General features: G+C 72.4%; 12 protein-coding genes. 8 read left to right on the top strand and 4 right to left on the bottom strand.

What is annotated here, in order from left to right; genetic code table 11:
• Window positions 1–93 precede the first annotated feature (93 nt).
• Complete coding sequence (locus ACZ5DC_RS16075) at window positions 94–1,404, bottom strand: M6 family metalloprotease domain-containing protein (RefSeq protein ID WP_468653132.1); 1,311 nt, start codon at window positions 1,402–1,404, stop codon at window positions 94–96.
• 366 nt (window positions 1,405–1,770) lie between these two features.
• Between ACZ5DC_RS16075 and ACZ5DC_RS16070 the strand changes: the two genes are divergently transcribed.
• Window positions 1,771–2,418 (top strand): TetR/AcrR family transcriptional regulator, encoded by a 648-nt coding sequence (locus ACZ5DC_RS16070; RefSeq protein WP_468653130.1) that lies wholly within the window; start codon window positions 1,771–1,773, stop codon window positions 2,416–2,418.
• A gap of 225 nt (window positions 2,419–2,643) precedes the next feature.
• Window positions 2,644–4,182 carry an MFS transporter gene (locus ACZ5DC_RS16065; protein ID WP_468653128.1) on the top strand — a complete coding sequence of 513 codons (1,539 nt, stop codon included), beginning with the start codon at window positions 2,644–2,646 and terminating at the stop codon, window positions 4,180–4,182.
• A 36-nt stretch (window positions 4,183–4,218) separates the two neighbouring features.
• Here the strand turns inward: ACZ5DC_RS16065 and ACZ5DC_RS16060 are convergent, their stop codons facing one another.
• On the bottom strand, window positions 4,219–4,731 hold the full coding sequence (locus ACZ5DC_RS16060) for a MarR family winged helix-turn-helix transcriptional regulator (protein WP_366749779.1): 513 nt from the start codon (window positions 4,729–4,731) through the stop codon (window positions 4,219–4,221).
• A gap of 108 nt (window positions 4,732–4,839) precedes the next feature.
• Here ACZ5DC_RS16060 and ACZ5DC_RS16055 point away from each other — a divergent pair, with 108 nt between their 5' ends.
• Window positions 4,840–5,631: a dioxygenase family protein gene (locus ACZ5DC_RS16055; RefSeq protein WP_468653126.1), complete on the top strand. Its 792-nt coding sequence runs from the start codon at window positions 4,840–4,842 to the stop codon at window positions 5,629–5,631.
• A gap of 70 nt (window positions 5,632–5,701) precedes the next feature.
• Here ACZ5DC_RS16055 and ACZ5DC_RS16050 read toward each other — a convergent pair whose 3' ends face one another.
• A complete protein-coding gene (locus ACZ5DC_RS16050) occupies window positions 5,702–6,238 on the bottom strand; it encodes a GNAT family N-acetyltransferase (protein WP_468653124.1) in 537 nt (178 codons plus the stop codon).
• 218 nt (window positions 6,239–6,456) lie between these two features.
• Here ACZ5DC_RS16050 and ACZ5DC_RS16045 point away from each other — a divergent pair, with 218 nt between their 5' ends.
• Window positions 6,457–7,455: a sigma-70 family RNA polymerase sigma factor gene (locus tag ACZ5DC_RS16045; RefSeq protein ID WP_366749776.1), complete on the top strand. Its 999-nt coding sequence runs from the start codon at window positions 6,457–6,459 to the stop codon at window positions 7,453–7,455.
• 527 nt (window positions 7,456–7,982) lie between these two features.
• The gene (locus ACZ5DC_RS16040) at window positions 7,983–8,591 is read left to right on the top strand and encodes a TetR/AcrR family transcriptional regulator (RefSeq protein WP_468653543.1); all 609 of its coding nucleotides are present in this window, start codon (window positions 7,983–7,985) and stop codon (window positions 8,589–8,591) included.
• Window positions 8,592–8,677: 86 nt separating this feature from the next.
• Here the strand turns inward: ACZ5DC_RS16040 and ACZ5DC_RS16035 are convergent, their stop codons facing one another.
• Window positions 8,678–9,655, bottom strand: coding sequence for a helix-turn-helix transcriptional regulator (locus tag ACZ5DC_RS16035; RefSeq protein ID WP_468653122.1), 978 nt, complete (start codon window positions 9,653–9,655; stop codon window positions 8,678–8,680).
• A 62-nt stretch (window positions 9,656–9,717) separates the two neighbouring features.
• Between ACZ5DC_RS16035 and ACZ5DC_RS16030 the strand changes: the two genes are divergently transcribed.
• The 3 genes from ACZ5DC_RS16030 (at window position 9,718) to pfkB (ending at window position 13,202) form a co-directional block, all read left to right on the top strand.
• The gene (locus ACZ5DC_RS16030; RefSeq protein WP_468653120.1) at window positions 9,718–11,247 is read left to right on the top strand and encodes an MFS transporter; all 1,530 of its coding nucleotides are present in this window, start codon (window positions 9,718–9,720) and stop codon (window positions 11,245–11,247) included.
• 249 nt (window positions 11,248–11,496) lie between these two features.
• Window positions 11,497–12,258, top strand: a complete 762-nt coding sequence (locus ACZ5DC_RS16025) for a DeoR/GlpR family DNA-binding transcription regulator (RefSeq protein ID WP_014673267.1) — start codon at window positions 11,497–11,499, stop codon at window positions 12,256–12,258.
• On the top strand, window positions 12,255–13,202 hold the full coding sequence (gene pfkB / locus ACZ5DC_RS16020; protein ID WP_468653117.1) for a 1-phosphofructokinase: 948 nt from the start codon (window positions 12,255–12,257) through the stop codon (window positions 13,200–13,202). The genes ACZ5DC_RS16025 and pfkB overlap by 4 nt, the downstream gene beginning before the upstream one ends.
• Window positions 13,203–13,410 lie beyond the last annotated feature (208 nt).

Raw genomic sequence — 13,410 nt, 5'->3', positions numbered from 1 at the left:
CGCGGCCTGCCTGGGAGGCAGCGATGCCTCGGAAGGACGCATCGATCGTCAGCCCCCGGCCGTCCCCTCACGTTCCAGCCCCCGGTCGTCCCCTCATGCCCCGACCCCCGCCCCCGCCCCCCGCGTGATCCGTATTCGGTAGTTGCCCTCCTCGTCCGTGCTCAGGACCTGGACGGTGATGCCGTGGCGGGGGTCCTTGAACGTCTCGCCGGGGGTGAACGGCGCGTCGGAGAGTTCGGCGTGGACGTTGGGGCTGCGGGTGCAGCCGCCGCTCTGGCGGTGGCTGTCGTAGACGGTGACCGGGCCGCGGCCGGTGTCGACGGCGCCGTCGACCTTGTAGATGAGCACTCCCGGGCAGCACACCGCCTCGTCGTTGCCGCCCTGCGCGCGCACCTCCAGCGCGTAGGTGCTGCGCGCGGTGACCGGCACCAGGACGAGCTTTCCGCCGCCCGGCCTGTACAGCGGGGACAGGGTGTACTCGGTGCTGCCCCGGGCCGCCGCGCAGCCGACCTGGCCGCCGTCCAGCCAGCCCAGCTTCCACTTGTGCCAGCCGAGCAGGTCGTTGTTGGCGCCCCAGTCCTCGCTCATGATGTCCCAGTGCCCGACCGCGCCTCCGCCCTCCTGGGTGTACAGGTCGGGCAGGCCGAAGGTGTGGCCGTTCTCGTGCGGCAGCACCCGGTAGCCGGTGCGGGAGTAGGAGCCGGAGCCGTCGTCCTGGCGGGAGTAGACGAAGGAGGCGTTGGAGATGCGGACGCCGTCGGCGACCGGGGCGTCGTCGTTCCCGGCGAAGGTCACGGACAGCACGGTGTCCAGGGCGGAGGGGCCGGCGTTCGGGGTGATGAGCACGTTCAGCAGGTCGTAGTCGCGGAAGTCCACGGCCGGGTCGGCGGCGGCCACGATGTCCTGGACCAGGTTGCGGTAGCCGGGGTCGAAGGGCGCGCCGCGCTCTATGCCGTACGCCTGGAAGGTTTTCGGCATGCGCAGCCAGGTGGTGACGGGGGTCTCGGCGCGGTAGTCGAGACGGCCGTACGACGCGGTGCGGAACCACTCCTGGGTCTGCGGGAAGAACTCGTGGAAGCGGTCCATCGCGCTGCCCGGTCCGGGCGCGTCGGGGAAGTCCACCATCAGGGTCAGGGCGCGGACGGTGCCGGTGGCGCGGGAGTAGCCGGACGGGGTGGGCACGCCCTCGGTCATCTGCACGTCCAGACCGCCACGGATCATGCAGGGGATGAGCGCGGAGTTGCGGGCCAGGTTGTCGGGCCCGGCGGCGGAGGGGGGCGCCGTGAGGTTCCCGGTCCCGGCCGAGGTGCTGACCGCGAGGGTCAGTGCGGTCACCATCGACAGGGCGGCAACCCGGCGCGGGCGTATGCGGCGGCGGGGGCGGGGCTGCGGCTGCGGCTGCATGCAGGGACCTTTCGCGCCACGGCAGCCGCCGATCTCCGGCTGCACCCTTGCGCTCACCCTGTGTCGGCGGGGCGGCGGGCGCGCGCTGGAGGAGACCGATCGTGGGAATGCGGGGCGGCGCCGGGGTGAATCCCGGCGCGTGGTGATTGTGTCTCAGGTCACATCACTTCTTTCGGCGGGCGGGAAATAACCGGGGATGGTTTCCCCGTTTAGCCATGTGTCCGACGGAAACGGGGGCCGGCTCCCCGGATCCCGGCGGACGCGCGAACGCTCAGCGTCGAGCGGCCGCCGCCGAGTCACCGAGCCACCGGATGCGCCAGGCGCACCACCACCGCTCAACATCCCGACCGACCCGAGGAGTTCACCGTGTCCGCCACGACCGCCCCCTCCGTGCGCAAGGCGCCCCGGCCGCGCGCCGACGCCCTGCGCAACCGGGAGCGGATCATCACCGCCGCCCGGGAGATGTTCGTCGAGCACGGCCCGGACGTGCCGCTGGACGAGATCGCCCGCCGGGCCGGCGTCGGCAACGCCACGGTGTACCGCAACTTCCCCGACCGCGACGCCCTCGTCCGCGAGATCGTCTGCTCCGTCATGGACCGGACGGCCGAGGCGGCCGAGCTGGCCCTCGCGGAGACCGGGGACGCCTTCGCCGCCCTGGAGCGCTTCGTGCACACCGCCGCCGACGAGCGGATCAGTGCGCTGTGTCCCATGGTGTCCAGCACCTTCGACAAGCACCACCCCGACCTGGAGGCCTCCCGCGAGCGCATCGAGCAGCTGGTCGAGGAGGTCATGGGCCGGGCCAAGGCGGCCGGGCAGCTCCGGGCGGACGTCGGCGTCGGCGATCTGATGATCGTCGTGGCCCAGCTGAGCCGGCCCCCCGCCGGCACGGACTGCATGCGCGGCGACCGCTTCGTCCACCGCCACCTTCAGCTGTTCCTCGACGGTCTGCGGGCCCCCGCCCGCTCCGCCCTGCCGGGCCGGGCCGTGAACATCAAGGAGCTGCGCGACCGCTGACCGACGACTGACCGATCAGTCCAGCTCCCGCCCCTTCCCTCCTCTCGTCCTTCCTTCTGAAGCACGGCCCTTCTGAAGCACGGCCTCTTTACCTTCCCGTCGTACTCCGTTTTCTCGTCATTTTTCCGTCACGCCTTTCGTCACCGTCTCCTTCACGAAGCTCCGGTCCTCTCCCTCACGAAGGCCCGGTCTTCTCCGTCACGAAGTCCCGAAGTGGGTATCTCCATGTCCGAAGCAGCCCTCAAGGCTCCCGGCGCCGCCGCTGCGAGCGGTGACGCCAACCGCTGGAAAGCGCTCGTGTTCATCGCGCTCGCCCAGCTGATGGTCGTCCTCGACGCCACCATCGTGAACATCGCCCTTCCCTCCGCCCAGACCGACCTCGGCATATCCGACGGCAACCGGCAGTGGGTCGTCACGGCCTACGCCCTCGCCTTCGGTGGCCTGCTGCTCTTCGGCGGCCGCATCGCCGACCTGTGGGGCCGCAAGCGCGCCTTCGTGCTCGGCCTCGCCGGTTTCGCCGCCGCCTCCGCGCTCGGCGGCGCCGCCACCACCGGCTCGATGATGTTCGGCGCCCGCGCCCTCCAGGGCGTCTTCGGCGCGCTGCTCGCCCCGGCCGCGCTGTCCCTGCTCGCGGTGATGTTCACCGACGCCAAGGAGCGCGCCAAGGCGTTCGGCATCTACGGCGCCATCGCGGGCGGTGGCGGTGCCGTCGGCCTGATCCTCGGCGGCTTCCTCACCGAGTACCTGGACTGGCGCTGGACCTTCTTCGTGAACGTCCCGTTCGCCGTGGTCGCCGCGGCCGGCGCCTACTTCGTCATCCGTGAGCCGGAGGGCGGCCGCAACCGCAACCCGCTCGACATCCCGGGCGTCCTGCTGTCCACCCTCGGCCTGGTCGCGCTCGTCTACGGCTTCACCCGCGCCGAGTCCGACGGCTGGGGCGACGCGGTGACCGTGTCGATGTTCGTCGCGTCCGTGGTGCTGCTCGTCGCGTTCGCGCTCGTGGAGTCCAAGGTCAAGGCCCCGCTGCTGCCGCTGCGCGTGGTGACCGACCGCAACCGCGGCGGCATCTACCTCTCCCTCGGCCTGGCGATCATCGGCATGTTCGGCCTGTTCCTCTTCCTGACCTACTACCTCCAGGTCGTGAAGGGCTACTCGCCGGTCAAGACCGGCTTCGCCTTCCTGCCGATGGTGGCCGGCATGATCACCGGTTCCACCCAGATCGGCACCCGGCTGATGACCCGCGTCCCGGCCCGCCTGCTGATGGGCCCGGGCTTCCTGGTCGCCGCGATCGGCATGCTGCTGCTGACCCAGCTGGAGATCGACTCCTCCTACGCCGCCCTGCTGCTGCCCGCGATGGTGCTGCTGGGCCTCGGCATGGGTACGGCGTTCATGCCGGCGATGTCGCTGGCCACCCAGGGCGTCGAGCCCCGGGACGCCGGTGTCGCCTCCGCGATGGTCAACACCTCGCAGCAGGTGGGCGGCGCGATCGGCACCGCCCTGCTGAACACCATCGCCGCCTCGGCGACCACCTCGTACATCAAGGACCACATCGCCGGTGCCGCCTCCAGGCCGCAGCAGCAGCTGGTGGCGCTCCAGGGCCAGGTGCACGGCTACAGCACGGCGATCTGGTTCGCCGTCGGCATCCTGGCCGTCGCCGCCCTGATCGCCTTCACCTTCGTCAACGCCGGACGTCCCGGTTCCACCCCGATGGCCTCGGGCGAGGGCGTCGAGGACGAGCTCCCGGTGCCGGTGGTGGCCCACTGACCGGCCGTACGGCCCGGCCCGCCCGGCGCTGACCGACTAGCGGAGCCAGGGCAGGTCCGCACCCGCTTCGTTGGGCTGGAGGCCCTCGGCGACGATCTCCATGATCTCGCCGAGGGCCTTCTGCTGTTCCGGGCTCAGCCGGTCGAACAGCGCCTGGCGTACGGCGGTGACGTGGCCGGGCGCGGTGCGCCGCAGCACCTCGTGGCCCGCGTCGGTGAGGACGGCGAACTGGCCGCGCTTGTCGCTGGGGCAGTCCTCACGGCGCACCCAGCCGTTCTTCTCCAGCCGCGCGACGGCGTGCGACAGCCGGGAGCGGGTGATCTTGGCCTTCATCGCCAGCTCGGTCATCCGCAGCCGGCGGCGCGGCGCCTCGGCGAGGCTGACGAGGAGGCCGTAGTAGATGTGCGGCATGCCCGCGTCGCGCTGGAGCTGCCGGTCGAGGTGGTCCTCCAGCAGGGTGGTGGCGTGCAGGTAGGCGCGCCAGATGCGCTGTTCCTCGTCGGTGAGCCAGCGGTGCCGCGCGGCGGCGGGGTCCGGTGCCGTGTTCATGTCCCCCACTGTACGAGGCAGCTCCTTGAAACTTGAACAAGTCGGGCGTAGAGTTCCTCTCCTGAGAACTTGAGACTTAAAGCAACTGGATCACCGGGAGCCGCCGCGATGTCCGCCACCGCCCAGGAGCGCATGCCCGCCCTGTACCTCAGCCACGGCGCCCCGCCGCTCGCCGACGACCCCGTCTGGCCCGGCCAGCTCGCCGCCTGGTCCGCCTCCCTGCCCCGGCCCAAGGCGATCCTCATGGTCTCCGCGCACTGGGAGGAGGCCCCGCTCGCCCTCGGCGCCGTCGAGACCGTGCCGCTCGTCTACGACTTCTGGGGCTTCCCCGAGCACTACTACCGGGTCCGGTATGCCGCCCCAGGCGCCCCCGCGCTCGCCGAGTCCGTCCGCAAGCTGCTGCGCGCCCCCGGCATCCCCGTCCAGGACATCCCCGACCGGGGCCTGGACCACGGTGCGTACGTCCCCCTGGTCGAGATGTTCCCGGACGCCGACATCCCCGTCCTGCAGATCTCCCTGCCCACCCTCGACCCGGTGCGCCTGATGGGCATCGGCCGCAAGCTCGCCCCCCTGCGCGACGAGGGCGTGCTGATCGTCGGCTCCGGCTTCTTCACCCACAACCTCGCCGCCCTGCGGTACGCCGGCCCGGGCGTGCCGAGCTGGTCGTCCGAGTTCGACGACTGGGGGCGGCGGGCCCTGGAGACCCGCGACTGGGACGCGCTGCTCGACTTCCTGGACAAGGCCCCGGCCGGCCGCTACGCCCATCCGCGCACCGAGCACTTCGCCCCGCTGTTCGTGACCATGGGCGCGGCGGAGGCGGGCGGCGAGCTGGACGCGCAGAAGTCCGTCATCGACGGCTTCTGGATGGGAATGGCCAAGCGGTCGGTGCAGTTCGGATGAGGTGAGGAGTCCGGCCGGGCCGTGGCGGTCCGGCCGGGCTGACGGTCCGGCCCGATCCAGACGAAAGACCCTAGAGGGGCTTCTCGTACCACGCGACGTCCCAGTAGCGGCCGAACTTGCGGCCCACCTCGCGGTACGTGCCGACGTGCGTGAAGCCGAAGCGCTCGTGGAGCCGCGTGGAGGCCTCGTTCGGCTGGGCGATGCCCGCGTAGGCGCGGTGCACGTCCTCCCCGGCCAGGGCGTCGAACAGGGCCCGGTAGAGCAGCGTGCCGATCCCCCGGCGGCCGCCGGTGCCCCCTCTCGCGCAGTCCGGGGCGACGTACACCGAGGTCTCCACGGACGTCGCGTACGCCGGCTTCGGCCGGTAAGGGCTGGATGTGGCGTACCCCAGAATCTCCTGTGAGCGCGCGTCCGTGGCAACCATCAGCCGGTGCGGGCCGTCTTCCGGGTGGGAGAGCAGCCAAGGGCGGCGCTCTTCCGGAGCGAAGATCGCGGTATCGAATGTGACGGCCGTCTCACGCACATAGTGGTTGTAGATCGCCGTGAGGGCTTCGAGGTCCGCCTCGACTCCCGGTCTGACCTGCGCCTCAGTAGGTTCCGACGGCATCTCGCCTCCCAGCGTGGCGGACAGGGTACTGCATGATCAGAAAAATCGGAGGGCGGGTTGGGAATTCTGTCCGGATTCCAGTCGTTGTTTCCTTCGGATGCAGGGCACTCGGAGAGAGTCTCGGAGCGAGAGCGAGTGAGCGAGTCCAGGAGACTCCCCCGTCAGTGCCGAGCGTTCGCCAGGACTACCCGCCAGCCCACCATCGCAAGGGAGCACGCATGGCAACCCGTGCCGTCGCCCGTCGTCAGTCCGCCACCGGCGAGACGGCCGACTCGGCAAGCAGTGTTCGCGCTCATGGCGGCGAGATCGCAGACCGCGACCTGGTCGGCATGTACCTCGACGAGATCGCGCGTACGCCGCTGCTCGACGCCGCCAAGGAGGTCGAGCTGTCCCAGACCATCGAGGCGGGTGTGTTCGCGCGGCAGGTCCTCGACGGCGAGGAGGAGTCCACGACGGACGCCACCCGCGAGGAGCTGGAGGCCCTGGCCGCCGCCGGCGAGCGGGCCAAGGACGTCTTCATCCGCTCCAACCTCCGTCTGGTCGTCGCGGTCGCCCGGCGCTACCCGCGCAGCGGTCTGCCGCTGCTCGACCTGATCCAGGAGGGCAACGCCGGCCTGGTGCGCGCCGTCGAGAAGTTCGACTACCGCAAGGGCTTCAAGTTCTCGACGTACGCCACCTGGTGGATCCGGCAGGCCATCACCCGCTCCATCGCCGACCAGTCCCGCACGATCCGGCTCCCCGTCCACCTGGTGGAGGAGCTGGGCCGCATCCGCCGCGTGCAGCGCGAGTTCAACCGCGAGCACGGCCGCGAGCCGGAGCCGGCCGAGATCGCCGCGGAGCTGGGTTCGACGCCGGAGCGCGTCACGGACGTCCTCGACTGGTCCCGCGACCCGGTGTCGCTGAACATGTCGGTGGACGACGAGGGCGAGACCCAGTTCGGCGACCTGCTGGAGGACACCTCGGCGGTCTCCCCCGAGCAGTCCGTCATGACCCTGCTGCGCAGCGAGGAGCTGGACGACCTGATCGGCCGCCTGGACCAGCGCACGGCCTCCATCATCAAGATGCGGTACGGCATCGAGGACGGCCGCGAGCGCACCCTGACCGAGGTCGGCAAGGAGCACGGGCTCACCCGTGAGCGGATCCGGCAGATCGAGAAGCACGCGCTGCTGGAGCTGAAGAAGCTGGCCCGCCAGACCGGTTTCGACGCTGCCGCGTGACGCAGGGGGCGCACGGGGCGTACGCCCGGTGGCGAAAGACGGCGCAAACACGGCGCTGCCGCCTCGCTTCAACCGCTGGGCCCGAGGGAACAACCCTTCCGGGCCCAGGAGCGGGCCCCGGGAACCGCACTCCCCACCCACCGCACAACCCGGCCGACCCCACCCGGCCGGCCCACGTGAACCACGTGTCCCGTCGCAATCCCCCCCCGGCGCCGGGACCTTCCCGAGCCGGACTTCGGCGCCCATCCCCCCCCGGGCGCCGGAGTCCGGCTTCTTCTCGTGAGGGGGAGCGGGGACCGGGGGAGCTGCAAGCTCGGGCGGCCACCGAGCGTGCCGGCGCCGACCCGGCCCGACCTGCTGGAAGACGGCCCACCCCGTACCTGAACCCCGGGGTGGACCGCCGGATGGCAGATTCTGCCACACCGGCATAACCTGCCCGGATGAGCACCACCCCCAGCCCTGCCCACCAGCCGTTTTCCGCCTCCGCGCCGGTGTCCCTCACCGAACGCAGGAAGGCCGAGACCCGGATGGAGATCGCCCGGGCGGCGGCGGCCCTCTTCGTCCAGCGCGGACTGCGGGCCACCCGCGCCGAGGACATCGCCCAGGCCGCGGGCGTCGCACCGCGCACCTTCTACCGCTATTTCGCCACCAAGGAAGAAGCGGTGTCCCCCCTCTACGCGGCCGGGGCCCAGCGCTGGACCGAGGCGGTTCGTACGGCCCCGGCGCACCTGACCCTCCCCGAGGCGCTGGAGCACGCCGTCCACCACACCCTCACCCCCGGCCTCGGCGTCTCGGCGGCCTCCTGGGAATGGCTCCGCACCCTGGTCCGCCTCGCCGACACCAGCCCGGCCCTGCGCAAGGTGTGGGCGGAGGTGTGCCAGATGGCGGAGGGCGCGCTGGCGGAGATCCTGGTGAGGCGGGCCGAGGCGACGGGCGGACCGGCCCCGCTGACCCCGCACCTGCGGTTCGCCGCGGCCGTGGCCGGTGCCGCCGTGCGCGTGGCCGTGGAGTCCTGGGCCGCCTCGACGACCCCGCCCACCGGCCCGGACGGCCCGGCGGCCCTGGCCCTCGACAACCTGCGCGCCCTCCGGTCCTTCGACTGGGGCGAGAGCCGGAGTGCGGACGGGGCGGGGTGAGAGGCCCTGATGGGACCGGTGGAGCCGGCGACCCGCGGCTCCCCGGCTCCAGTGAGCCCCGCACCGACGCGAGAGGGCCCTACGCCCTACGCCCTGCCGTCGGCGCCGGCCGCCCGGCTCAACCGGCCCCCCAATTCCCGCACGCACTCCACCAGTTCCCCGGGCCCGCGCACCGCGAACTCGCAGCCTGCCATCACCAGCCGCGCCGCGAGCCACTCCAGGGGATCGCCGGTGGCGCCCCGCAGGACGCAGCCGCCCGCGCCGTCGTCCTCGGGCGCCCCGAACCACGCCGGCAGGCGCTCGGACACCCGGTGGGCCGGTGCGGCGAACCGCACCTCGAACGCGTACGTCTCCTGCCGCCCGTGGAGCGACTGCCGCAGGAACTCGGCGGCGCTCCCCGTCGGCAACTCACGGGCCGCGAACCGGACACCGGTCGCGAACGGCTCGCTCACCCGGTCGACCCGGAAGGTGCGCCAGTCCGCCCGGTCCAGGTCGTACGCGACCAGGTACCAGCGCCGGCCCGTGGACACCAGCCGGTGCGGCTCGGTCAGCCGCCGGGAGGCGCTGCCGTCCTTGTCGCGGTAGGCGAACCGCAGCCGCTCCCGTCCGGCCACCGTCGACGCCATCACGGTCAGCGTCTCCGGGGCGATGCTCGGCCCGTCCCCGTGGGTCAGCGCCGTGGTCGCGGCCTGGAGCGTGGACACCCGGTGGCGCAGCCGGGAGGGCAGCACCTGTTCCAGCTTGGCCAGGGCCCGTACGGACGCCTCGTCCACTCCTTCCACGGCGTGCCCGGCGCCGGCCCGCAATCCCACCGCGATGGCGACCGCCTCGTCGTCGTCCAGCACCAGCGGCGGCATCGCCTTGCCCGCCACCAGCCGGTACCCGCCGTCCGCGCCCATCGTCGCCTGCACCGGATACCCCAGCTCCCGCAGCCGGTCGACGTCCCGTCGCACGGTCCGCCGCGACACCCCGAGCCGCTCGGCCAGCTCACCGCCGGGCCACTCACGGGGCGTCTGGAGGAGCGAGAGGAGTTGCAGCAGCCGGGCCGGAGTATCGGTCGTCATGCGTCCGAGCATGCCGGAGAAGTAGGACACGATCTGTCCTAGTGCGGTCCTAGGGTCGTTCCATGACCCCGAACGACAGCACCACCGCACGGCGGCGCGGAGAACTGCGCGCACCCACCGCCGACCGCAGCCGCTGGCTCGCCCTGGCCATCGTCATGACCGCGGCCTTCATGGACCTGGTGGACGTGACGATCGTCAACATCGCCATCCCGTCCATCCAGCGCAGCGCGGGCGCCTCGGTCAGCCAGATCCAGTGGATAACCGCCGGCTACGCCCTCGCCTTCGCCGCGGGTCTGATCACCGGCGGGCGGCTCGGCGACATCCACGGCCGCAAGCGGCTCTTCCTGGTCGGCATCGGCGGCTTCACGCTCGCCTCGGCCCTGTGCGGCTTCGCCGCCAACCCGGAGATGCTGGTCGCCTCCCGCATCCTCCAGGGCGGTATGGCGGCGCTGATGGTGCCGCAGGTGCTGTCGATCGTGCACGCCACCTTCCCGGCCCACGAACGCGGCAAGGTCTTCGGTCTGTTCGGCGCGATCGTCGGCCTCGGCGCCGTCTCCGGCCCGCTGCTCGGCGCACTACTGACGGAGTGGGACCTGTTCGGCCTCGAATGGCGGCCCATCTTCCTCATCAACCTCCCTGTCGGCGTCCTGGCCTGGCTGCTGGGCCGCCGTTTCATCACCGAGTCCAAGGCCCCCAAGGCGCTGAAGCTGGATCTCGTCGGCGTCGCGCTGGTCACGCTGGGCCTGCTGATGCTGCTCTATCCGCTCACCCGCGGACGCGAGCTGGGCTGGCCGCTGTGGGGGTACCTCTGCATGGCCGGCGCGCTCGCCGTCTTCGCGGCGCTGGTGTCGTACGAGAAACGGAAGGCCGCCAGGGACGGTTCCCCGCTCATCGAACTGTCCCTCTTCCGGGTGAAGAGCTTCGCCGCGGGCATCGCCGTGCAGACCGTCTTCGGGGTCGCGCTCGGCATCTTCTTCCTGGTCTGGACGCTGTACATGCAGATCGGCCTGGGCTGGAGCCCGCTGCGGGCCGGGCTGACCGGCGTTCCGTTCTCCCTCGCCGTCTCCACTGCGGCCGGCCTGTCGGTGCAGCAGCTGGTCCCGCGGTTCGGGCGGAAGGTGCTCCAGGCGGGCGCGCTGGTCATGGGCGCGGGCGTGCTGCTGTACCTGGCGGAGGCCCGCCACTACGGCCTCGCCATCTCCTCCTGGCAGATGGCCCTGCCGCTGGTCGTGATGGGCGCCGGCATGGGCCTGATCGTCGCTCCGCTGACCGACGCGGTCCTCTCGGAGGTGCCGCGCGAGCACGCCGGTTCCGCCTCCGGGCTCATCAACACCGTGCAGCAGATGGGCAACGCGCTGGGGCTGGGGCTGGTGTCGGTGGTCTTCTTCGGGCGGATCGGCGACCGGCTGACCCCGGCCCAGGTCGGCCCGGCCTTCACACACGCCTTCCAGTACGCCCTGTGGTGGGTCGCCGGGATCATGGGCGTGATCTTCCTGCTGATGTCCGCCCTGCCGAAGCGTCCGGCCCAGCACGTGGAGGGCGGCGCCGAGGAGGCGCCGGCGGTGGAGGGGGAACCCGCGCTGGTGCACTGACCAGGCAGGGCGAGGGGCCCGGTACCGGTTCGGTACCGGGCCTCTTCGCTGCCTTGAGCCGTCCCAGAGCCGTCCGGGGCCGTCCGGAGACCGTCCGGGGCCGTCCGGAAGTCCGATCATGCCCGGCCTGGGCCCGAATCTGTTTACTTTCCGGACATCCGGGCGTAGTCTCCCAGTGAAACCACACGTTCGGGCATGGACCCGGAAGTGACCGGACATCGGTCGGACCTTGAGGCGGAGGCGACGGACATGTACGCACCGGAACGGCAGCAGGAGATCCTCCGGCTCGCCCGTGACGGCGGCCGGGTGGACGTGCTGTCGCTGGCCGAGGAGTTCCAGGTCACCGCGGAGACGATCCGCCGCGATCTGAAGGCCCTCGACCGGGCCGGTCTGCTCCGCCGGGTGCACGGCGGCGCCATCCCGGCCGGGCGCCTCGACTTCGAGCCGGACCTCGCCGAGCGCGAGACCACCGCCGCCGACGAGAAGGACCGCATCGCCAAGGCCGCCCTGTCCGAGCTGCCGGCCGAGGGCACGATGATCCTCGACGCCGGTACGACGGTGGCCCGCGTCGCCGCCGCCATCCCGCTGGAGGCGCGGCTCACGGTCGTCACCCACTCCCTGCCGATCGCCGCCCGGCTCGCCGATCACCCGGGCATCCAGCTCCATCTGATCGGGGGGCGCGTACGGCACCGCACGCGCGCCGCCGTGGACGCGTGGGCACTCCGCGCGTACGGCGAGATCCGCGCCGACGTGCTGTTCGTCGCCGCCAACGGCTTCTCCGCCGAGCACGGACTGACCACCCCCGACCTCGCCGAGGCCGCGGTCAAGCGGGCCGCCGTCGCCGCCGCCCGGCGCGTCGTGCTGCTGGCCGACTCCTCCAAGCACGGCCAGGAGCACTTCGCCCGCTTCGGCGACCTGAGCGATGTGGACCTGCTGATCACCGACAGCGGGCTGAGCCCCGAAGACACCGCCGCGATCGAGCGCGGCGGCACGGAAGTAGTGCGCGCATGATCCTCACCGTCACCCCCAACCCGTCCCTCGACCGCACCTACGAGGTCCAGGCCCTCAAGCGCGGCGAGGTCATCCGCGCCGAGACCGAGCGCATGGACCCCGGTGGCAAGGGCGTGAACGTCTCGCGCGCGGTCGCCGCCGCCGGCCGGCGCACGGTCGCGGTTCTACCCCTGGGCGGTGCGCCGGGGGCGCTCATCGCCGAACTGCTCCACGCCCAGGGCATCGAGGTCGCGCCGGTCCCGGTCGTCGGGGCCACCCGCTCCAACATCGCGCTCGCGGAGGCCGACGGCGTCCTCACGAAGATCAACGCGCCGGGCCCGGAGCTGTCGGGTTCCGAGCAGGAACTCCTCCTGGACACCGTCCGGTCGCAGTCCCACGACGCCGACTGGATCGCCTGCTGCGGCAGCCTGCCCCGGGGGCTCGCGCCCTCCTGGTACGCCGATGTCGTCACGCGAGCGCACGCAGGGGGCGCCCGGATCGCACTGGACACCTCGGGGCGTGCGCTCGTGGAGGCGCTGCGCGCGCGGCCCGACGTCGTCAAGCCGAACGCCGAGGAGCTGGCGGAAGCCGTCGGGCGCCCCCTGACGACCGTGGGTGACGCGCTCAAGGCGGCGGAGGAGGTGCGCTCGATGGGCGCCCGCGTCGTGCTGGCGAGCCTGGGCGCCGACGGCCAGCTGCTGGTGTCGGACGCCGGTGCCTGGTTCGGCAGCGCGCGCGTGTCCGCGGTCCGCAGCAACGTCGGGGCCGGTGACGCCTCCCTGGCCGGTTTCCTCATCGCCGGCGGCACCGGCCCCGACGCCCTCGCCTCAGCCGTCGCCCACGGCGCCGCCGCCGTCCAGCTGCCCGGCAGCGTGATGCCGACCCCGGCCGACCTGGACCCGGCGGCGGTGACCGTCACCACCGACGTCCCCGTGGACCGCGAACTGAGGGAGCCGGCGTCATGACCGCCCCGCGGGCGCGTGCCTCGGCCGCCCCGGTGGTGCACGGTGCGCGTGCTCAGGTGGCGGACTCGGCGCCCGGCACCGCGGCCGACCGGGGGCGGCCGGACGCAACGGACGTACCTCGCACCGCCGGAGCGGACGTAGCCGGGCCGGCGTCCACCACCCGGCCCGCGTCCGCCCCCGCCGGCCGCCGCGGGAGGAGTCTCCCGTG

This window comes from Streptomyces sp. NPDC031445 (assembly GCF_055581365.1).
The sequence above is the reverse complement of the archived record's forward strand: the minus strand, read 5'-3'. Positions and strand labels throughout refer to the sequence as shown.